Origin of the sequence: Corynebacterium sp. (assembly GCF_043426755.1) — a bacterium.
Classification (GTDB): domain Bacteria; phylum Actinomycetota; class Actinomycetes; order Mycobacteriales; family Mycobacteriaceae; genus Corynebacterium.
Window position 1 is genome coordinate 52156 of sequence record NZ_JBHWRP010000087.1, and the last position, 21124, is coordinate 73279.

18 protein-coding genes and 1 tRNA gene are annotated in these 21124 nt (G+C 60.9%); 13 read left to right on the forward strand and 6 right to left on the reverse strand.

What is annotated here, in order from left to right; genetic code table 11:
• Window positions 1-85: 85 nt before the first annotated feature.
• The 4 genes from ACHFGA_RS08805 (at window position 86) to ACHFGA_RS08820 (ending at window position 4799) form a co-directional block, all read left to right on the forward strand.
• Window positions 86-628: a PadR family transcriptional regulator gene (locus ACHFGA_RS08805; RefSeq protein WP_394282016.1), complete on the forward strand. Its 543-nt coding sequence runs from the start codon at window positions 86-88 to the stop codon at window positions 626-628.
• The gene (locus ACHFGA_RS08810; RefSeq protein ID WP_394282017.1) at window positions 625-1293 is read left to right on the forward strand and encodes an ABC transporter ATP-binding protein; all 669 of its coding nucleotides are present in this window, start codon (window positions 625-627) and stop codon (window positions 1291-1293) included. The genes ACHFGA_RS08805 and ACHFGA_RS08810 overlap by 4 nt, the downstream gene beginning before the upstream one ends.
• Before the next feature lie 2 nt (window positions 1294-1295).
• On the forward strand, window positions 1296-3884 hold the full coding sequence (locus ACHFGA_RS08815) for an FtsX-like permease family protein (RefSeq protein WP_394282018.1): 2589 nt from the start codon (window positions 1296-1298) through the stop codon (window positions 3882-3884).
• A 228-nt stretch (window positions 3885-4112) separates the two neighbouring features.
• On the forward strand, window positions 4113-4799 hold the full coding sequence (locus ACHFGA_RS08820; protein WP_394282019.1) for a M23 family metallopeptidase: 687 nt from the start codon (window positions 4113-4115) through the stop codon (window positions 4797-4799).
• A 22-nt stretch (window positions 4800-4821) separates the two neighbouring features.
• On the opposite strand, the gene ACHFGA_RS08825 is transcribed toward ACHFGA_RS08820, so the two are convergent.
• A complete protein-coding gene (locus tag ACHFGA_RS08825; RefSeq protein ID WP_394282020.1) occupies window positions 4822-7230 on the reverse strand; it encodes a UvrD-helicase domain-containing protein in 2409 nt (802 codons plus the stop codon).
• A 70-nt stretch (window positions 7231-7300) separates the two neighbouring features.
• Between ACHFGA_RS08825 and ACHFGA_RS08830 the strand changes: the two genes are divergently transcribed.
• Window positions 7301-7609 (forward strand): chorismate mutase, encoded by a 309-nt coding sequence (locus tag ACHFGA_RS08830; protein ID WP_394282021.1) that lies wholly within the window; start codon window positions 7301-7303, stop codon window positions 7607-7609.
• Here the strand turns inward: ACHFGA_RS08830 and ACHFGA_RS08835 are convergent.
• Window positions 7606-7932, reverse strand: coding sequence for an antibiotic biosynthesis monooxygenase family protein (locus tag ACHFGA_RS08835; protein WP_394282022.1), 327 nt, complete (start codon window positions 7930-7932; stop codon window positions 7606-7608). The genes ACHFGA_RS08830 and ACHFGA_RS08835 overlap by 4 nt on opposite strands.
• A 92-nt stretch (window positions 7933-8024) precedes the next feature.
• On the opposite strand from ACHFGA_RS08835, the gene pgi reads away from it, so the two are divergent.
• Together pgi and ACHFGA_RS08845 are read left to right on the forward strand one after the other, a co-directional pair.
• Window positions 8025-9659 carry a glucose-6-phosphate isomerase gene (gene pgi / locus ACHFGA_RS08840; protein ID WP_394282023.1) on the forward strand — a complete coding sequence of 545 codons (1635 nt, stop codon included), beginning with the start codon at window positions 8025-8027 and terminating at the stop codon, window positions 9657-9659.
• A gap of 60 nt (window positions 9660-9719) precedes the next feature.
• The gene (locus ACHFGA_RS08845) at window positions 9720-11198 is read left to right on the forward strand and encodes a glutamate-cysteine ligase family protein (RefSeq protein WP_394282024.1); all 1479 of its coding nucleotides are present in this window, start codon (window positions 9720-9722) and stop codon (window positions 11196-11198) included.
• Here ACHFGA_RS08845 and ACHFGA_RS08850 read toward each other — a convergent pair.
• A complete protein-coding gene (locus ACHFGA_RS08850; RefSeq protein ID WP_394282025.1) occupies window positions 11188-11601 on the reverse strand; it encodes a YccF domain-containing protein in 414 nt (137 codons plus the stop codon). The two genes, ACHFGA_RS08845 and ACHFGA_RS08850, sit on opposite strands and share 11 nt — an antisense overlap.
• A 140-nt stretch (window positions 11602-11741) precedes the next feature.
• Between ACHFGA_RS08850 and ACHFGA_RS08855 the strand changes: the two genes are divergently transcribed.
• Window positions 11742-12419: a DedA family protein gene (locus ACHFGA_RS08855; protein WP_394282026.1), complete on the forward strand. Its 678-nt coding sequence runs from the start codon at window positions 11742-11744 to the stop codon at window positions 12417-12419.
• On the opposite strand, the gene ACHFGA_RS08860 is transcribed toward ACHFGA_RS08855, so the two are convergent.
• Window positions 12416-13210, reverse strand: a complete 795-nt coding sequence (locus ACHFGA_RS08860; protein WP_394282027.1) for a DNA-formamidopyrimidine glycosylase family protein — start codon at window positions 13208-13210, stop codon at window positions 12416-12418. The genes ACHFGA_RS08855 and ACHFGA_RS08860 overlap by 4 nt on opposite strands.
• Before the next feature lie 24 nt (window positions 13211-13234).
• A complete protein-coding gene (locus ACHFGA_RS08865; protein WP_394282028.1) occupies window positions 13235-17869 on the reverse strand; it encodes an ATP-dependent helicase in 4635 nt (1544 codons plus the stop codon).
• 72 nt (window positions 17870-17941) lie between these two features.
• On the opposite strand from ACHFGA_RS08865, the gene ACHFGA_RS08870 reads away from it, so the two are divergent.
• Genes ACHFGA_RS08870 through ACHFGA_RS08885 form a run of 4 tightly spaced genes read left to right on the forward strand, consistent with a single transcriptional unit; the run spans window position 17942 to window position 20353 of the window.
• On the forward strand, window positions 17942-18706 hold the full coding sequence (locus ACHFGA_RS08870) for a 3'(2'),5'-bisphosphate nucleotidase CysQ (protein WP_394282029.1): 765 nt from the start codon (window positions 17942-17944) through the stop codon (window positions 18704-18706).
• Window positions 18707-18745: 39 nt separating this feature from the next.
• Window positions 18746-19546, forward strand: coding sequence for a thymidylate synthase (locus ACHFGA_RS08875; protein ID WP_394282030.1), 801 nt, complete (start codon window positions 18746-18748; stop codon window positions 19544-19546).
• A 53-nt stretch (window positions 19547-19599) separates the two neighbouring features.
• Window positions 19600-20088, forward strand: a complete 489-nt coding sequence (locus ACHFGA_RS08880; protein WP_394282038.1) for a dihydrofolate reductase — start codon at window positions 19600-19602, stop codon at window positions 20086-20088.
• Window positions 20081-20353 (forward strand): mycoredoxin, encoded by a 273-nt coding sequence (locus tag ACHFGA_RS08885; protein ID WP_394282031.1) that lies wholly within the window; start codon window positions 20081-20083, stop codon window positions 20351-20353. Before ACHFGA_RS08880 ends, ACHFGA_RS08885 begins: the two co-directional genes overlap by 8 nt.
• 9 nt (window positions 20354-20362) lie before the next feature.
• Here the strand turns inward: ACHFGA_RS08885 and ACHFGA_RS08890 are convergent, their stop codons facing one another.
• Window positions 20363-20644, reverse strand: a complete 282-nt coding sequence (locus ACHFGA_RS08890; protein WP_394282032.1) for a hypothetical protein — start codon at window positions 20642-20644, stop codon at window positions 20363-20365.
• A gap of 186 nt (window positions 20645-20830) precedes the next feature.
• Between ACHFGA_RS08890 and ACHFGA_RS08895 the strand changes: the two genes are divergently transcribed.
• Window positions 20831-20903, forward strand: a tRNA-Arg gene (locus tag ACHFGA_RS08895).
• Window positions 20904-21124: the final 221 nt, after the last annotated feature.

A 21124-nucleotide genomic window follows, 5' to 3' on the forward strand; every position in this document is an offset into this window, starting at 1 on the left:
TTGCCTATTGACCACGCGAAGGTTACCCAGTAACTTTATGGTTACCGAGTAACCAAGCTCGATATCCAGACCAAGGACTCCGCCTATGTCAATCAGACACTCCCTCTTGGCCTTGCTCACAGAGCAGCCACGGACCCCGGCCGAACTCCGCCATTCCTTCCACGAAGCCACCGACAACCTCTGGACCCTCAACATGGGGCAGGTCACCCAAACTCTGACCCGGCTTGAGCGCGATGGGTGCATCACCCCTGTGGGAACCACTCTGACCCCTACCGGGCACGAGGCTGTCAGTTATGCGCTTACCGACGAAGGCCGTGCAGAAATCGCAGCATGGTGGACCGACCCAGTACTGCGCCCCGCCACGGAGCGCGACGAACTTGTCATCAAAGTATCCCTCGCAGTCGATCGGCCAGATGTTGAGTTTCTCGAAGTTTTAGACACTCAGCGCCGCGCAGTGCTCGCCCAAATCCAAGAGGTCAACAAGCAACTACGTCAGACAGATTCGTCGTTAAGCGCACAGCGACTTGCCGCCGAACGCCGCATCTTCGACCTCGAATCCGATGCCCGCTTCCTCGACCGCGTCGAGGCCATGATGAATAACTCCTCCCGAAAAGGACCCAAGCCATGACCTACCCACTCGAAATGATTGACGTGACGTGCGTTTTCGGCGACGGGAGCCGCACAGTCACCGCGTTGGACAGCGTAAACCTGACGGTGCAACCTGGCGAACTAGTCGCCGTGATGGGTCCCTCTGGATCCGGAAAATCGACCTTGCTCAACGTCGCGGGGCTCCTGCAGCCAGCCACCAGCGGCCGCGTCCTGCTCGACGGGGTCGAAGCCTCCAGCATGTCCGCACAGAAGGCCGCGGAGTTAAGGCGCAGGAAGGTCGGTGTAGTCTTCCAACACTACAACCTGGCACCGACACTGACTGTCGGTGAAAATGCCTCGCTCCCGCTCGAGCTCGACGGAATGCGTCCTGCGGACTGCCGGGATGCCGCAACCCACGCCCTGGACGAGGTGGGTCTTGCCGGCCTGGACGGCGCCTACCCTGATGAGATCTCCGGCGGGCAGGCCCAGCGTGTGGCGATAGCCCGCGCCTTGATCGGCCAGCGAACATTGTTGCTTGCCGACGAACCCACCGGCGCTCTCGACACTGCTACCAGCGATGATGTGATGAACGTTTTGCGTGCACGCGTCGACGCCGGGGCTGCAGGGCTGCTGGTTACTCACGAACCGCGATTTGCGGGCTGGGCCGATCGCACCATCTTGATGCGTGATGGGCGGGTAAGTTAGCCATGAGCACTTTCACCGCCTTAACCCGCCCCACCCGGCGCGATATGCGCCGCCACCCGTGGCGCACGCTTGCTGCTTTCCTCATGATCCTGGTGCCAGTCGCACTGCTGACTGGCCTACACATGGTGGATGAATCCACGCAGGCCCAAAATGCTTTGCGCGAGCAGCGAAACACTATCTTTGTCAGTGGTTCGGAAGAGTGCACGCAAACGGCAGAGGAACGCGGGCCGGCATGCACAGGCCCCAACCCACAGTTGCCGGTCCAGCGCACTTTGGAAGCGGCACTGCCAGATTTTAAGATCGCGTCCACGGTAGACTCGACGGTCGAGCTATCTGCAGGTAACCTCACCGCGTCGCTCAATATTTTGCAGGTCAACCACTCCCCGGCCGCGACTCTGCCTGGTCCCGGCGAGGTGTATCTCCCGACCGAGATTATGCAACGCCTCGGACTGGAGATCGGCGACACAGTGACCGCCAAGGACCATGGCACGTGGACCGTTTCGGGGCGTGCAGCGACCTACCAGGCTGTCGTAGCCGCACCGACGCTGCTCGACCCGGCAACAGTTACTACCGACGATGCACTGGACGAGGCGGGTGTGTTTGTCACCTGGCACGCGGTCGGTCCGGAGCCCATGACGTGGGAGGATGTGCAGCTCCTCAACGCGCAGGGCTTTATCGTGGAGTCGGAGGATCTTCATCAACATTCGGCGCCAAATGACCAGATCTTCTTCGATGTTCTCGCATGGGCCACCCTGATGGTGGCGATGATCTTCCTGTTCCTCTTCATCACTCCTGTGTTCTCCCTTGCTGCGGGAAAACAGGCCCGAACTTATGCCCTGATGCGGTCGCAAGGTGCAACGCAAGGACATCTTCGGCAGTCAGTTGTCGCCTACGGATTATTCACTGGCCTGATCGGCGCCACTGCAGGCGTGCTGCTGGGCATCGGGGCCGCCAGCGCGTACTGGTTGGTGCGTTTCCCCAAGTGGCCACTCGCGATCGATGCGACGACCACGGGTGTCATCTGGCTGGGAGCGGTAATCGGCGCTCTGGTGGCAGCGTTTATCCCCGCGATAATTTCTAGCCGCATGCCCTTGGCCGCAGCGATTGCAGGTGGCGCGCCCGATAAGATGTTGCGGTTCAGGCCGTGGATGCTCGCGGGGCTGGTAATTCTCGCAGTCGGTATCGGCCTGTCTCTGCTGACAAACGTTGATGGAACTGCCTTGCATTTTAGCGAACTCGAAACGCGATCCCGGCCGGTTATTCTTCTTGTCCTTATCGCACGCACCTTGTCATGGCCCTTGGTGGTGGTTGGGCTAGCCGGTTGTGTCCCTTTGCTCGTGTGGCTGGTATCGCAGGTGGGATCGTCGTTAAGTACTGTCCCTCGTCTTGCCATGCGCGATGTGGCACGCCAATCCCTGCGCTCGATCCCGGTCGTGGCTCTGGTCCTGGTGACCACGTTCATTACGGTCTCGGCAATCACAGGGGCTATGGCAAGTAGCGCACGTTCCGCAGACCTTAACAATGCCACCTTCAACTCCAGGACAATGTTTCTCTTCGACCGCTCCAGCGATGCTCGTCCCGACGACGGGCACGGCCCAGCGATCGCGACCGTAGAGCAGGTTGCTGGCCCGACCTCGCGCTATCAGCTCACCCAGGTCACCACCGACCTGAACGCAGTCGCTGACGCGACGTGCGGCCCCGATTCGCGTGACGACGAAAATCCCGCAACAGCACGCCAGTGTTACCCACGGCACAAGGTGGACTTCGTTAGTCTGCCGTGGCACCAAACATTGGTAGCGGACAAAAACGCGCTACGCGCCTTCTACTTTGCCACCCCAGAAGCGGAACGCCGTGCACTTGACGCGCTGGAGGAACCGGCGGTCTTGGTCGCCGAGGGCACAGCGCCCCAAGGTACCGGTGCTGTGTGGATGGCGCCCAAAAGTGACAACACAGGAGGAGAAAGGAGCAATCTGACATTCCTTGACGTGCTCCCCGCCCACATGGGCCAGCCCCTGGTCACCACCGCGCTTGCGGAGCAATTGGGCCTTGAGACAGAACCCGGACCCCTGCTATTTGAAGCGCAAGAACCACTGAACGACAAGCAGGCCACTGCCCTTTCGGATTACTTCTCCGACCCCGCCAACGCGTATAGCTTCACCGCCGCGCACCGTAGCGGGCAGCCGGATTACCTACCTGCGAGCGCGGGGGCTGCGGTCATGATGCTCATCCTCATCATGATTGCGTTGACCCTGGCACTGTCCACAAACAGTACGAACCGTCAGTTCGCGCTTCTGCGCGCGGTCGGGGCCGACCCCGCCATGCCGCACAGAATCACCGGGGTCTTCGCGTCCGTCCTAGTGCTGCTTGGCACGGTTGCCGGCACCCTAGCAGGCCTGATCTCTGCGTGGGTCACCGCTTCCCCCGACCATGTTGATGCGGCCGGAAATCTGCTGCACACCGGAACACGTAGTTTTCTCGAAGTGCACTGGGACCTTCTCGGTATTCTCCTGCTACTTACCCCGGTGTTGGCGTACGCGGTGGCGACTCTGTTCCACCGTGATAGGCAGATGGAGATCCAGCACCGGCAGTAACGTACCCCCGCTTCACCCCTGCCACCCCTTATGTCATATAAATAACATTCGCCCCACTGACACCTTGCGTTTCGATGGGGTGAGCTGGCTTTATGAAAAGATTTTTACACAGATATTCGCCATATCTGCACGTCAAGGGCGTGATAGGGCATTGCTAGGCCCTCTTTCCGCGACTATGTTGAATACGTTTAGTGAACAACTCGATGCTTTGTGAATAAGGACTACTCAATGAAACGTCGCTTGCTTGCCGTTGCCACCGCGTGTGTGGTTGCGCTCTCCCCGACCGCCCACGCCAACGCGCTGACCGTGAACCTCGATGGCGCGGAAATTACCGATTACGGTGCCGCTCTTGATTCTTTGGTCAAGGTTGCTGAGTCGATCACCACAGCGGGAGCGACGGTCTCCGCCGGCGGGTATTCCGTGGTCTACGACCCACGTACTCTTCCGGACTACGACGAGGCTGAGGATGAAGCAACGACGACTCGGTACACGCTGTCCCACCAGGAGGGTTCTGACGCCCAAGGCCGCCGCGTGGTTCTGCCTTCTGAAGGCACGTTTACATCCGGCTATGGGGCCCGCTGGGGCGCGATGCACCAGGGTATCGATATCGGTGCGCCCTACGGCACTCCAATTCGCGCGGTCATGGACGGTACCGTCGTGAACGCTGGTCCGGCACAAGGCTTCGGTAACTGGGTTGTGCTGGAGCACTCCAACGGTGAGCGCTCCGTGTACGGACACATGCAGTCTTATAACGTCTCGGTAGGTCAGGAGGTGTCGGCCGGTCAGGTAATCGCTTCCGTCGGCTCGGAAGGCCGCTCCACCGGCCCGCACCTCCACTTTGAGATCAAGCCGGACGGTGTGACCCCCGTCGACCCTGTCCCCTGGTTTGCAGCACGCGGGATCTCCATTTCCTAGCCAGGCCTACTTGGGGCGCGGTTTAGAGCTTCTCCATTGGCACCCCGCCGATAAGCATCAGGCGGACGGTGCCGGAGGAACCGAAATCGATCGTCACCGTCTCGCGTGCACCCACGCCGTCAACGGCGGTCACAGTACCTAGGCCGTACTTGGCATGGTTGACTTTGTCACCCGTGGATAGATCAAGGTCCTTATTCACCTTCACGGCGGACTTCTGAAGCCGGCCGCTGGTCCTAGAGCCGAAGCGCGAGGGCTGGGAAGGGCGTGACGACGAACCACTGCCCCAAGCACTTGCGGAATGGCCGTAGGTGGGCTCTTCCCTGCGCCAGTCGATGAGATCTTCTGGGATCTCTGCGAGGAAGCGACTGGCTGGGTTGGTCACCGAGTTACCCCAAGAGGAACGCAGCATTGCCCATGAGAGGTACAGCTTCTCGCGGGCACGTGTGATTCCCACGTAGGCCAAGCGACGCTCCTCAGCGAGCTCGGCAGGGTCCCCCAGCGCGCGCAGGTGGGGGAATTGACCGTCCTCCCATCCTGTAACAAAGACCACGGGAAACTCTAGGCCCTTTGCGGTGTGCAGCGTCATGAGCGTGACCACGCCCTGCTCGTTGTCTGGGATCTGGTCAGCATCGGCGACGAGGGATACTCGTTCGAGGAAGGCTTGCAGGCTGCCCGGTTCGGGCTCCCCATCGTCGACTCCCGCGATGTCCGCTCCGCCTTCGCCGACCGAACTTATGAGGTCTACTTCCCCTTCGCCGACCGAGCCTGCGAGATCGGCGTCGGCGTCGGCCTGGTACGCCATCTGGTTTGCCGCTTCTGAAGAGAACTCACGTGCCACGGAGACTAACTCATTGAGGTTGTCTAGGCGTGCGCCGTCTTGCGGATCGTTTGAAGCCTCTAGCTCTGCTTTGTACCCGGTAATGTCGAGGATACGGGCGACCAGCTGCCCAAGATCCGGCATTCCGGTAACTTCGTTGGTCATCCCCGGCAGTTCATCACGCAGAGTATCCATCATGTCGACGAAGCCTGTGATCGCATTTTTTGCCCTCGTCGCCAGCATGTCCACGCGGCCTTCGGAGGCGTCGATCAGCGCCTTGCCGAAGCTGATGTCATTGTTGTCGGCATGCAGTGCCACCATCGCCTGCGCTTTATCCCCGATTGCGCGCTTCGGTACGTTGACGATGCGGCGCAGGCTAACCGTATCGTCAGGGTTGTCGATCACACGCAGGTAAGCGACGATGTCGCGGATTTCTTTGCGCTCATAGAAGCGGGTACCGCCGACGACCTTGTATGGGATACCGGAGCGAATGAAGATGTCTTCTACTGCGCGCGAGGCGTTGTTGGTGCGGTACATCACCGCGATATCGGAATAATTGACACCCTGGTCGGCCAAGCTATCAACTTCGTTGGCGATGAATCGTGCTTCGTCGTGCTCATTATCGGCGACGTACCCGACGATCTTGTCGCCCGAGCCGTGGTCGGTCCACAGGTTCTTTGGGCGCCGGCCCTCGTTCTGGCTGATGACGGCGTTCGCTGCTTCCAAGATATTTTGGGTGGAACGGTAATTCTGCTCCAGCAAAATAGTCTTCGCCGCCGGATAATCGCGTTCGAATTCTTCGATATTGCGAATCGTGGCGCCACGAAAAGCATAAATCGACTGGTCTGAGTCGCCCACGACAGCCAGTTCCGGCGCGTCCGGGCCCTCACCCACCAAGGTGTGCACGAGTTCGTACTGCGCATGGTTCGTGTCTTGGTACTCGTCGACAAGCACGTGCCTGAACCGGCGCCTGTAATAGTCCGTGACTTGTGGGTGCTGCTTGAAAATTCGGACGACTTCGCCGATCAGGTCATCGAAATCTAGCGCGTTGGATTCGCGCAGGCGCTTCTGGTATTCGACGTAGACATCCGCGACGGTGGTCTCGAAGGGGTTTTTCGTGGTCTGCGCGCTAGCGTTAGCCTGATCTGGGTCGATCAGCTCATTTTTCAGGTTCGAAATCGCGTTAGCCAGGGTGCGCGCGCTGAACTTTTTCAGGTCCAGGTTCATGTCCTTGGCGATCATCGTGAGCAAACGGCGCGAATCGTCCGAGTCATAAATAGTGAAATTGGTGTTCAGACCCGGCACCAGCTGCGCCTGCTGCCGCAGAATACGCACGCACACCGAGTGGAAAGTGGCCACCCACATGCGTTCCGCCTGCGGGCCGATCAGGCTGCTCACGCGCTCTTTCATCTCAGCGGCGGCTTTGTTGGTAAATGTAATGGCCAGGATCTGCCACGGCGCGACGCCCCGCTGTGTCAGCAAATACGCGATGCGACGGGTAAGCACCGCGGTCTTACCAGAACCGGCGCCCGCGACGATCAGCAAAGGGCTGCCGGAATGCTCCACGGCCGCAGTCTGCTGCGGATTAAGTCCTAAAGTCAGGTCTGTAGTCATAATGACTCTAACCTACTAGGTGGTCAGGACATTGCTGATTTTACGGCCCTCACGTGGCACAATATCTCTCATGAGTGATTCCCGTGATGACAATCTTGAGATCCGCATGCCGTCTGGTACGGACGATCCGCTCTCCGATGCAGAGATCCAGGAATATCGCAAGGAAATCGACCGGCTCAACCGCGTTATCCTCGATGCCGTGAAGCGCCGCACTGAGGTGGCCCAGGCGATCGGCAAGACCCGCATGGGCTCCGGAGGAACCCGCTTGGTGCATACTCGCGAGGTTGCCATCATCAACCAGTTCCGCGAGGAGCTGGGTGAAGAAGGCCCCGTTTTAGCTGGGGTCCTGCTGCGCCTAGGGCGAGGCAAGTTGGGCTAATTCTTGGTGGAATCCAGAACCACGTCGAACTCGAGAAGCTCAGCCTTGGTTGCTGCCGGCTTGCGAGGCTGCTCGCCGTCGCCACCTGCAGGCTGTGCGTGCGCCGTGCGGGCATCGCCATCGCGCCACGCAGCATAGGACTCTTCGTCCGCCCACTGGGTGACTACGAAGTAGCGGTCCTCGCCCTTGACTGGGCGAAGCAGCTGGAAGCCTTCGAACCCTGGTGCGGAATCGACGGCGTGCTTGCGTGCTGCGAATCGCTCCTCGAGGGTCTCCGCAGATTCAGCAGGAACGGTCAGTGCGTTAATTTTTACAATGCTCATGAGCACCAGTATGCCCTTTTTCCCAGTCCTCAGCACGAAGGCGCAATTCCGACTAAGTTTGATGTTATAGAAACCACCAATCAGGAGGACCTATGTCTGACATCACAACCACTGCTGCCTGGAAGAAGCTCGAGGAGCTTTACCAGTCCAAGAAGAACACCACGCTGCGTGAACTGTTCGAAGAGTCTGATCGCGCAGCGAAGTACACCCTCGATGCTGCTGGCCTTCACGTGGATCTGTCCAAGAACCTCATCGATGAGGACATCGTCGAAGCCCTAGTTGCCCTTGCCGACGAAGCCGATGTCACCGGCGCCCGGGAAAAGATGTTCACCGGCGCACACATCAATAACACCGAGGACCGCGCCGTGCTCCACACGGCTTTGCGTCTCCCCGTCGACAAGGACCTAGAAGTCGACGGCCAAGATGTCGCCGCCGATGTACACGAGGTGCTTGGACGGATGCGCGATTTCGCCTCGTCGCTACGTTCTGGGGACTGGTTGGGCCATACCGGCCGCACCATCAAGACTGTGGTCAATATCGGCATCGGCGGCTCGGACTTGGGCCCTGCGATGGCGACGAAGGCGCTGCGCACCTACGCGACTGCCGGCATCAATGCGGAGTTTGTGTCCAACGTCGACCCGGCAGACATGACCCGTGTGCTCTCGGAGGTCGACCCAGAGTCGACTCTGTTCATCGTCGCCTCCAAGACCTTCACCACCCAAGAGACGCTGTCGAATGCGCATGCCGCGAAGCGTTGGCTGCTGGAGAAGTTTGACGGCGATGAGTCGGCGATCGCGAAGCACTTCGTTGCGGTATCCACCAACGCGGAGAAGGTCGCGGAGTTTGGCATCGATACCAACAACATGTTCCCCTTCTGGGACTGGGTCGGCGGCCGCTACTCGGTGGACTCGGCCATCGGCCTGTCGCTGATGGCTGTGATTGGCCCGCAGGACTTCATGCGTTTCCTCGAGGGCTTCAACGCGATGGATGAGCACTTCCGCACCGCACCACTGCGCGAGAATATCCCGGCGCTGATGGGGCTGATCAACGTGTGGTACCGCAACTTCTACGGCGCACAGTCCCACGCGGTGCTGCCCTACTCGGAGGATCTGGGGCGTTTCCCTGCTTATTTGCAGCAGCTCACCATGGAGTCGAACGGTAAGTCGGTCCGCCACGACGGCACCACGGTTACCTATGACACCGGCGAAGTGTTCTGGGGCGAACCGGGCACCAACGGCCAGCACGCCTTCTACCAGCTAATTCACCAGGGCACGACGATGATCCCTGCGGACTTCATCGGTTTCGCAAACCCGAAGGAAGACCTGCCGACGGCGTCGGGCGAAGGCTCCATGCACGACCTGCTGATGGGCAACTTCTTCGCCCAGACCAAGGTGCTCGCCTTCGGTAAGACAGAGCAGGAGATCCTCGACGAGGGCGTGGCAGCCGACGTTGCGCCTCACAAGGTGATGCCGGGTAACCGCCCGACCACCACCATCTTGGCGCAGGAGCTCACCCCGTATGTGCTGGGTTCTCTGATCGCTTTGTACGAGCACATCACGTTCACCGAGGGTGTCATTTGGGACATTAACTCCTTTGACCAGTGGGGCGTGGAGCTGGGCAAGCAGCAGGCGAACCAGCTGGCAGCGGCTGTGTCCGGCGAAGAGAAGGCTGACACCGGCGATTCCTCCACCGATGCGTTGATCGGATGGTACCGCGAGCAGAACTAACGCCTAGTTTCGGTGTAATTTAGCTCACGCCCATACCCGTATTTGTCTAAGCTTATGGGTATGGGCGACGCCGTTTCTTCAGACACTTTCTCCCCGCGCCAGCACACCGATTACCGCAGGCGTTTGATGAGCGACCTCGAGGTCTTCGATGCGCACCTCCAGAAAGCCGAGTTCATTGACCACGGCACGATCGGCTTAGAGCTGGAGCTGAATCTCGTCGATGAGCACATGCAGCCAACCACGCGCAATCAGCAGGTTCTGGCGGAGCTTAACGACGAGTACCAGTCGGAGATCGGTGCCTACAACGTGGAGCTGAACCATCCCCCATTGTCTTTGGAGGGCGACGGACTGCGCCGTTTGCATGCGGGCCTGGATGAGCGACTGACTGCTGTTCGCGCTGCGGCATCAAAGGCCGGCGCGCAGGTGGCGATGATCGGCACGTTGCCGACGATGACCACTGAGTTTCTCGAAGATCCTGCCTGGATGACCAAGGAAAACCGCTACCAGGCGCTGAACAACGCGATTATTACCTCGCGCGGGGAGCTGATGCGGCTGGATATTTCCGGACCCGAGGATTACGCCCACGAATTCGAGGACATCGCCCCGGAATCAACGTGTACGTCGATGCAGCTGCATTTACAGGTCGCCCCGAACCGATTCGCCGATGTGTGGAACGCCTCCCAGGCGATTGCGGGTGTCCAAGTGGCGCTGAGTGCTAATTCTCCACTGTTTATGGGACACCGCTTGTGGCACGAGTCGCGGATCCCGGTGTTCGAGCAGTCGATCGATACGCGCACGCCCGAGCTGGTGACGCAGGGCGTGCGGCCGCGTGTGTGGTTCGGGGAACGGTGGATCACCAGCGTCTTTGATCTTTTTGAGGAGAACGTGCGCTACTTCTCCCCCATCCTGCCGGAGGGCCGTTCGACACCGATCATGGATGGTGATTCGCCGGCGCTGCACTACCTCAACCTGCACAATGGCACGGTATGGCGTTGGAACCGCCCGATTTATGATTCCAGCCTGGACCTCTCTCATATCCGCGTGGAAAACCGCCTGCTGCCGGCCGGCCCCACCGTGGCGGACATCGTCGCCGACGCAGCCTTCTACTACGGTCTGGTGAAATTCCTTGCGGAGCAAAACCGTCCCGTCTGGTCACGGTTGACCTTCGACGATGCGCGCGATAACTTTTTCTCCGCCGCACGCAATAGCCTCTACTCGCGCCAGGTCTGGCCGACCCTGGGCAGGACCAGTGCCGCCGAGCTGGTCGCGGAGCACCTACTTCCTCAGGCGCGCGAGGGTTTGGTGGCACTGGAGGTTGAACAGGAACTTATCGACGAGTACCTGGGCATCATCGAGGGTCGCGCCACTACGCGGCAAAATGGTGCCGCCTGGCAACTTGGTGTTGCCAAAGTTTTTGGCCGTGGCTCTGCCCCGGATTCGGAGGATCGTCGTCAAGCAATGGCCCGGATGCTGGAGCTCTACCTGGAGAATCAGGCGACGGGCCGGCCGGTGCACACCTGGGAGATTCCTACATCTTGATCATTGGTTCCCAGCCGACGGGGATGTGGTCGCTGTCGACGATGCGTCGTCCGAAGGGGAAACAGGTCACGGGGATCATGCGGAGGTTGGCGATAGCCAGCGGGATGCCGATGATGGTGATGGCCTGCGCCGCTGCTGTTGTGATGTGACCGATAGTCAGCCAGAGGCCGGCGATTACGAACCAGATGACGTTGCTAATCGTCGAGAAAGCGCCGGTGCCCTGGACAGGTTGTACGACGGAGCGGCCGAAAGGCCACAACGCAAACTTTGCCATGCGAAATGACGCCACGCCCGCAGGGATGGTGATGATAAAAATGCAGGCGATAATGCCGAAGAGGAAGTAGCCGATCGCCAATGGTAGACCTGCGAAGATGAGCCAGATGATATTGAGGATGAGGTTCATGCTTCCAAGGTTATCGGAGTACGGTGTGTGAAAGTGTGCCGATCGCTGGGAACTTGCTCTATTGGTTTCGTCGTGAGGGACAACTAAGGCAGAATGGGATAACCATTTTATTATTGATGAGTTTGTAGAAAGAAGGCGTAGTGCAGGCAATCATTGATTGGGTAGTCAACCTGATGGAGGTCCTTGGGGCCCCCGGTGTTGGTATCGGCATTTTGCTGGAAAACATTTTCCCGCCAATTCCGTCTGAGGTGATCCTCCCCCTCGCCGGTTTCACGGTGTCGCAGGGCTCGCTAAACATGCTGAGCACCTTCATCTGGGCGACGGCAGGCTCTGTCGTTGGCGCCTACCTGCTCTACGGCTTGGGCGCGTGGCTGGGTGCGGACCGCCTGCGCCGCATCGCCGACAAGATGTGGCTGGTTGACGCGAACGACGTTGACAAGGCCCTGAACTGGTTTGAGAAGTACGGCGCCCCCTCTGTGTTCTTTGGCCGCCTGATCCCAGGTGTGCGTTCGTTGATCTCCATCCCTGCCGGTATTGACCGGATGAACCTGCTCAAGTTCGGACTGTGGACCCTAGCCGGCTCGGGCGTGTGGAACGCACTGCTGATCTACCTGGGCTATGTGCTGGGCGACCAGTACACCAAGGTGGCCGACGTGATTGATCAGTACTCGACTGTCATTTACATCATCATCGCGGTCGCCATTGTCGCCCTGGTCGTCTACCTCATCGTGCGCAACAACAAGCGCAAGAAGTCTGGGGAGTCTGGGGAGTCTGGAGACTCCGAAAAGACTGAAGAATCTGAAAAGTCCTCTTCCTAAGGCTCCGGCTGGCAGCGCGGACACCACCACATCACGCGTTCTAGGTCCCCTTCCCCGCCAAGAAAATCTTTGGTGATCAGGGTGCCGCACCGCCTGCAGGGTTTGTTATTTCGCCCGAAGACATAACTTGTTTCCCCGGCCCGTTTCACCCCAGTGGTGACGCGGACCGGGGAATCTTTATTGGCCCACATCAGCCGTCGCGAGATCTCAAGAATGCTTCGCACGTCGACCTCTCCCACAGGTACCGCGGGGTGGACGCCGGCGATGAAGCACACCTCCGCGCGGTATTCGTTGCCGATCCCCGCCACATTTTTCTGATCCAGGAGGGCACGCCCAATCTCCCTGGCGGGTTGTGCTTCGATCCGGCGCACCGCTTCGTCGATGTCCCATTCCCCTTCCAGGATGTCGGGGCCAAGATAGCTCATGCGCTGCGAATATTCGGCTGCCGGAAAGACCTCGACCAGCCCCAGCCAGTGCCCGACCACCTCAATATTGCGGGGATGATCGTCGTCAAGCTCAAGCACAACACGCGCCGAATGCCCGGGCTTGCGCCACCTCGTGCCTGAACGGTGGATGGCCCATGTGCCCTCCATTTTCAGGTGCGTGTGCAGAATGTTGTTGCCGAACTGCATGAACAGGTGCTTGCCGTAGGGCCACACGCGCGTGCAGGTCAGCCCGGTGAAATCGACGGTTGCAGCACTAGGCCAGCGGAGCGAACAGCGCGTCACCGCCCGCCCTTCCATGAAGTTCAGGCGCTTGGCTAGTTGATAGACGGAATCACCCTCAGGCATGCCCTGAAGACTAGCCTGTACCGGCTAGTCGTCGAAATTCAGCTCTTCGATCGCTTCGGCCACCGTGCGGCCACGCTTCTTGCTTGTCGACGAGCCCCCGCGCCCACCAATCTTCGCACCACGAGGGGTGACTGCCGCCCCGTATTCGCGCAGCACATAGGCGCTCTCGCCGTTGAGTTTCTCCACGTTTAAGGGCCTGATGCGACCGTGGCCCACTTCGTCGATAAGCGCGCTGACAACCATGCCCATGGGGTCGCCCACCCCGTCGGGGAAGCTGTCGAAGAAGGTGGTCATGGTCTTTCCGCCGCGGGTGATGTGGGCGGCAAGGAGTCCGTCGATCAGCACAACAAGGGCGCCTGCGCTGCGGGTGGGCCCCTGCGCGGGCCACGGTAGTGCCGCACCATAGGGGTTGGCGGGATCCGTGGTGGCGAGCACGTGCACTTTGGGTTCTCGGGTGCCGGAGGGCCAACCGATTACATCGTCGGTGTCCTGGTGGCCGCGAAGCCTGTCGATCACGGCCGGGGTAGAAAACTGCGCGGCGCCCAAACCTTCCACCAGGTATCCGCGCATGGCTTTGCCGGATTCTTCAAAACCGCTGAGCACCTTGTAGGCCAGCGCAAAGCCACCAATCACGTCCTCGGAGACCACTGATCCGCGGGTGACCACCCCGTAGCGATCCAGCCAGGCCTCGCCCAATGCCACGGAACGGGAGGTGGCATCGGGATCCGGTGCCGGCGTGGCCGCCCAGCGCCCCGTCATATCCGGTGGCGTGGTCGGGGCAAATGTACTGCGCCCCATGCGCACACGTGATCGCGACGGACGGCGCTTGACCTTGTGTGCCGTCTTTCCCCCGGATAGCCGGGCGCGGATCGGGGCAAAGGAATCGGGCGCGATCTGGCCGGCCTCCACTAGGTCCCACATCGCCTCGCGAAGTTCTTCGGTGGTGGTGCCTTCCACAAAGTCCGAGAAGAGGAAACCGCCGCCGCCGCGCATGCGGTCCATGATCTGCTGCTGGGTCAGGCTGAGCACCGGCGCTTCGGACTGCGGGATGAGTTGCTCGGCATAGTCTGCGGGCAACAGCATGATCCACGGGTCACGCGCGCCTGCCTTGCCGGCGCCAACGATGAGGACCTCGCCCGACAGTGTCAGCTCATCGAGCATCAGCGGCGAATAATCGCCGACACGCGACGGAAGCACCAAAGACTCCCACGCGCTGGCGGGCAAACGCACCCCGGCCAGCTGTTCAATCACGGTGAACACCCCATCGGCACCCCGCAGCGGGGCGCGCACTCCCTGGGGCGCCACGTTGGCCCAGTCCACGCTAAAACGTGCGAGGGCCGACTGCGTCACGGGCCTAGTCTGAGCGCGTGCCGCTGCCAGCGAGCGCGAACGAATAATCCGCAGTACCTCTGCGGCCACATACTCCTGCTCCTCCACACCCTGGCGGTAGCGCCCCTCGATCACTTTGTCCGGATCGACTAAAGGCTGCAACGCGGAGTAGGCCGCACCGACCGCCAGCCCGAAAGCACCTGCCAGATCGCGCAGGGTAAACGGCCCGCGGGTGCGGGCCCACCGGCTCACCAGCTGCTGCAAAGCATCTTCCACGGTATCGACCTGCGCGGCCACCCCGGGCGGGACAGGCACGCCCAAGCCGTCGCGCAGCAGCGGCGCATCAAAGGTCTGGGCCACGTGCTCGTGCCCGCCGATGCGCACCCGCATGATCCGCCCAGCCAAGGATTGCTCCAGCGCGTGCAACGGCACAGAAGTATAGGTCTCCAGCTCGTCGATACGCACCGGGCCCGTCATCCGCAACGTGTCAGCAAACTGCTCCGAGGTCGCGGCCTTACCCACGCGCCGCAGCGACGCATCCACCTCAGCGATAATCTCCGCGTCCAAGAGTTCGCGCAGCTCAACCGTGCCCAACAGTTTGGCCAGCAACGAAGGATCAAGCGCCAGTGCCGACGCCCGCTTCTCCGCCAGCGGGGTGTCCCCCTCATACATGAAGGCACCGGTGTAGTTGAACAACAGCGACGAGGCGAACGGACTGGGCTGCTCGGTGGTCACCTCCGCGATCCGCACCCGGCGCGTATTCAGATCCCCCATCACCGTTTCCAGCGCCGGCAGGTCATACACATCCTGCAGACACTCACGCACAGTCTCCAAAATGATCGGGAAGGAAGGATACTTCCGCGCCACATCCAGCAGCTGCTCGGCGCGTTGGCGCTGCTGCCACAAAGGCGCGCGCTTGCCAGGGTTCCGCCGCGGCAACAACAAGGCGCGGGCCGCGCACTCCCTAAACCGGGAAGCGAACAGCGCCGAATTACCCACCTGATCCGTCACGATCTCCGCGATCTCATCAGTATCAAAAACAAATAGCGAACCATCCGGTTCGTTATCCATCTGCGGCAGGCGCAACACAATCCCGTCATCGCCCGCCACCGCCTGCGCATCCATCCCGGTCTCTTGCGCAATCCGCCAACCAGTGGCCAACGCCCACGCCGCATTCACCCCTTTACCAAAAGGCGTATGCAGCACCACCCGCCAGTCCCCCAGCTCATCCGTGAACCGTTCCAGCACCAGCGTCGTATCATCCGGGATCACCCCTGTGGCCTCAGTCTGCTCTGCCAAGTAGTTCGCAAGGTTGGCCCGCGCCTTGTCATCCAGGCTCTTATCGACGATCCCCAGATCCGAGTGGGCCTCTCGTCGATAAGCACCCAGCGCCTTCCCCAACTCATAGGGCCTGCCCTGCGCATCGCCGGTCCAAAACGGCAGCCGGCCGGTGTGCCCCGGGGCGGGCGACACCTGTACCTGGTCACGCGTGATGTTCTCAATGCGCCAGCTCGACGCACCTAGGGTAAAAACGTCGCCCACACGCGATTCATAGACCATCTCCTCATCCAGCTCACCGACGCGCCGGGGCCCCTTCCCCTCCGCTTCGGAGCCGACCAGGAAGACCCCGAACATACCGCGGTCCGGGATGGTGCCGGCATTAGTCACCGCGACGCGCTGAGCGCCGGGGCGAGCCCGCAGCACCGTGCCGTCGAGGATGGCGCGCGGGCGCAGGTCCGAAAAGTCGGTGGAAGGGTACACGCCGGTGACCAGGTCGATCACCGAGTCAAAAACCTCGCGGGCCAGGTCGCGGTAGGGCCAGGCGCGGCGGACGGTCTCATACCAATCATCCACCTCAATGTCTTCCACGGCCACCGCGGCCACGGTCTGCTGGGCGAGCACGTCCAGCGGGTTGCGCGGGGTGTGCAGCTCCTCGATCAACCCCTCGCGCATCCGCGGCACTGTCACCGCCGTTTGCACCAGGTCAGAGCGGTGTTTCGGGTAGAAAGAGCCATGGCTGACCGCTCCAACTTGGTGCCCGGCGCGGCCCACGCGCTGCAGGCCGGAGGCGACCGACGGCGGGGATTCCACCTGCACCACCAGCTCCACGGCCCCCATGTCGATGCCTAGTTCCAGCGAACTAGTGGCCACCACGGCCTTCAGGGTGCCTTCTTTCAGCATCCTTTCGGTGGTGGCGCGTTCATCCTTGCTAACGCTGCCGTGGTGGGCGCGCGCGATCACCGGCGCGGCGTGCCCTGCGGTGTCGGTGTATTTCATCAGTTGGGCTGGGGTGCGGCGCTCGGGCGCGCTTAACGACGACGGGTCGTGTTCTTTCGCCCATCGCTCGTTGAGCTGCGAGGTGAGTCTTTCTGCTGTGCGCCTGGAGTTAACGAAGACGAGTGTGGAGCGGTGGGCCATGATCTCGTCGTAAAGCTGTGCCTCGATGTGTGGCCAGATGGACTTCGGGGCGGCGGGTGTGTCGTCGATTCCTCGGTCGAGGCCCTGGTCGAGGCCTAGGTCGTCGTCGATGATGGCGTCGCCGATGGTGGAGGCGTCTTCGGGCACGGGCAGGTCGCTCATGTCGTCGACGGGGACGCGAACGTTGAGTTCCCACTCCTTCTTCGAAGAGGGGTCGATGATGGTGGTGTTCTCACCCAGGAAGTTCGCTACCGCGTCGAGGGGCCGGACGGTGGCGGAGAGACCGATGCGCTGGAAGTTGCCGGCGATTCGGCGCAGGCGTTCCAGGGTTAGTGTGAGGTGGACGCCGCGTTTGATCCCGGCAAGCGCGTGGATTTCGTCGATGATGACGGTGTCCACGTCTTTTAAGGTCGCGGCGGCCTTAGAGGTGAGCATCAGGTAGGCGGACTCGGGCGTGGTGATCAGGATGTCCGGCGGTTTTCGTACCTGGCGGGCGCGCTCTGACTGTGGTGTGTCGCCGCTGCGCACGCCGACTGAAATGTCCGGCATGGGCCGGTCCATGCGTTGCGCGATCCGCGCGATGCCGTTCAGCGGTGCCCGCAGGTTATTCTCCACGTCGACGCCCAAAGCCTTGAGCGGGGAGATATAGAGCACTTTTACGCCGCGGGTCTCTGCGCCCGTCGCTTGGCCGACCGGGAGGACTTGTTGGCCGTCTCGTTCCACCAGTGAGTTGAGCGACCACAGGAACGCAGCCAGAGTCTTACCGGAGCCCGTGGGGGCTACGACCAGCGAGTTTTCTCCTGCGGAGATGGCTTCCCACGCCTGGGCCTGGGCTGGTGTGGGGGCGGCGAAGACTTCCGAAAACCAAGTGGCCACCTGTGGGTGAAAGCGGTCCAGGATGTTTTCGGTCATGGGCCTACTTTAGCGTTATTGTTCTGCATTGTTACTTCCCGCGATGCGCCATTGCACTGTAGTCTGGGAGGCATGACCGCTCAGTATTCTGATTCTCGGCTGACAAACCTTATCGCCCAGGGCACCGGCGAGATCCTGAAGGGGATCCGCGGTGTGGGCACGCTTCGTGGGCGTGAGCTCGGCGAGGCGGGTGATGATCTAGCGCAGAACTGGATCGCGCGCGTGCTGCGCCAGCACCGCCCCGATGATGGTTTCCTCTCTGAGGAAGCTGCCGATAACCCAACCCGCCTGGACAAGGACCGCGTGTGGATCATCGACCCGCTCGACGGCACGAAGGAGTTCGCGACGGGACGCCAAGACTGGGCCGTGCACATCGCCCTGGTCATCAATGGTGTTCCTGAGCACGCCGCCGTGGGTCTGCCTGACTTGGGCGTGGTGTTCAAGTCCTCAGACGTGCGCCATGTCTCCGGCCCGTTTGCCGGCAAGATTGCTATTTCGCGCAACCGCCCGCCCAAGATTGCACAGCACGTGGCTGACGGCTTAGGTTTTGAGGTCGACGGGCTGGGCTCTGCCGGCGCGAAGGCGATGCACGTGCTGCTCGGCGACCACGATGCGTATGTTCACGCCGGTGGCCAGTATGAGTGGGATCAGGCGGCACCGGTCGGTGTTGCGTTGGCCGCGGGCCTGCACGCCTCCCGTCTCAACGGTGAGCCGCTGCGCTACAACAATGCGGATACTTACATTCCAGACCTGCTGATTTGCCGCCCAGAGTTGGCAGACCAGATCCTGGAACTGACCACCTCCTTCCTCGACGAGCACGGCAGCTTCGAGGCCTAGGCTTTCCACGTTCGCGTGATTTGTTCTAAGGTGGCCGGTATGATTGTGCCTACTCCCTATGAGGATCTTCTGCGCGACATCCTGGACAATGGCCAGGCCAAAGGCGACCGCACCGGAACCGGTACGCGAAGCGTTTTTGGTCGCCAGATCCGCTATAATCTTGCCGACTCTTTCCCCCTGCTGACCACCAAGAAGGTGTTCTTCAGAGGTGTGGTCGGCGAGCTGTTGTGGTTTTTGCAGGGTGACTCCAATGTGAAGTGGCTGCAGGACAACAACATCAAGATCTGGAATGAATGGGCCGGCGAAGACGGCGAGCTCGGCCCCGTCTACGGCGTGCAGTGGCGCAGCTGGCCCACCCCAGACGGCCAGCACATTGACCAGATTCAGGGTGCGCTGGACACCCTGCGCAATAATCCGGATTCGCGCCGCAATATCGTCTCCGCCTGGAACGTTGCGGAGTTGGACAAGATGGCGCTGCTGCCCTGCCACTTGCTTTTCCAGCTGTACGTGGTGGACGGGACGCTGTCCATGCAGGTCTATCAGCGCTCCGCGGACATGTTCCTTGGCGTGCCGTTTAATATTGCGTCCTATTCCCTGCTGACCCACATGTTTGCCCAGCAGGCTGGCCTGGAGGTCGGCGAGTTCATCTGGACGGGTGGCGATTGCCATATCTACAACAACCACGTCGACCAGGTCCGCGAGCAGCTCAGCCGCGAGGCTCGCCCCTACCCGCAGCTGAAGTTGAACAAGGCTGCCAGCATGTTTGATTACACCTTCGACGACATCTCCGTCGAGGGTTATGATCCGCACCCGAAGATTTCCGCCCCGGTGTCGGTATGATCGGCGCGATCTGGGCCCAGTCCCTCGATGGCGTGATCGGCGACGGCGCCACCATGCCGTGGCACCTGCCCGAGGACCTGCGCCATTTCAAAGAAACCACACTGGGCTTCCCCGTGGTAATGGGACGCCGCACTTGGGAGTCCCTGCCGAAGAAGCCACTTCCCGGCCGCGAGAACTTCGTTGTCTCCTCGCGCGAGGCCGGCGAGTGGTCCGATGGTGCGTTCGTCGTCCCCGAGGTCCCCGAGCTGGACACCGAGGCGTGGATCCTTGGCGGTCCGCGGCTGTGGGAGTCCTATATGGATTCGCTTGACGTCATTGAGATCACGCTTATCGACGCCCACGTCGCCGACTTCTACGGCCAGCGCGCAGTACTGGCCCCGCAGGTGCCTGAGCACATGTTCGCCCTGATGTTGGATACTGAGTGGATGACCTCAGAAAAAGGTCGCCTCGTTATTCCCGGTGCGCCCGCGGACCATTCCCCGGAACCGTTGCGCTACCGGTTCCTCCGTTACGAAAGAAAGGTTGCTAAAGACCATGTCTAACCCGACTGATCACGTCACCATGTACATGACCACCTGGTGCCCTCACTGCGCGAAGCTGCGCAAGCACTTGGACCGCACCGAAACCCCTTATGCCACCATCGATATCGAGGCAGAGGGCAACGAAGACGCTGCATCGTGGGTGGAATCCGTCAACGACGGCAACCAGGTCGTGCCGACCATCCGCTACTCGGATGATTCGCATATGACGAACCCGCGCGCCTCTGCCGTACGGGCGAAGCTGCGCGAGCTCACTGGCGAAGAATAACCCTCTGACTTAGTCCTCGTCGTCGTCCGCGCCGAACAGGTCCAGCATGTCCTGCGGCGACAGGGACGCTGTATGCCCATTTAGTTCGCGCGCCGATACCTCGTTGAGGTAGTTCTCGATGGCGGTTTTTAGCCGGCGCGCGTCGTGTGGGTTTAGCAGGAGGACGCGTTTCGACGATCCCCCCGGCAGCTCCTTATCCACAGATAGGGCGGGGATCCCGTCTTTGCTGACGATCTCCACATCGATCTTGCGGCGCTGGATATCGGTGAAACTTGGTTGGGTTTGTGGCATAGTCCTCGAAGATTCCTTTCGGTCCTGAACTAGGTTTTGCTTTTCAGCTAGAAAACAGTACGTCCAGCCTAATTTATGTTGCTTTCGCTTTGTGCGGTAGCCTTAGTTTTCGTTGCCTCGGGTGCCCCTGTCTCCGGCCTCTCCGCCGGAGTTCAGTCACCAGGTTCTTAAGGCAACGGCGTTACTGCCCCAGTAGCTCAGTGGATAGAGCACGGCTCTCCTAAAGCCGGTGTCGGAGGTTCGATTCCTCTCTGGGGCGCTTCCGGAGGCGCTCACTCCGCCTCCCCACCCAAACTGTCGAAGCTGAACTGTTGGAACTGGGCGATTTCTGCCGAGAAAAGGCCCCGCGGGCCCCTGTTCCAACATTTCAGGTCCAACAGTATGCGCTTGGGTCGCCAAAGATAGGGCGCGCAGGACCCGCGGCCGTGATCGGCATCCTCATGGCAAACATTTCTACGATGGGCCTTCTTGGCTCCCGTG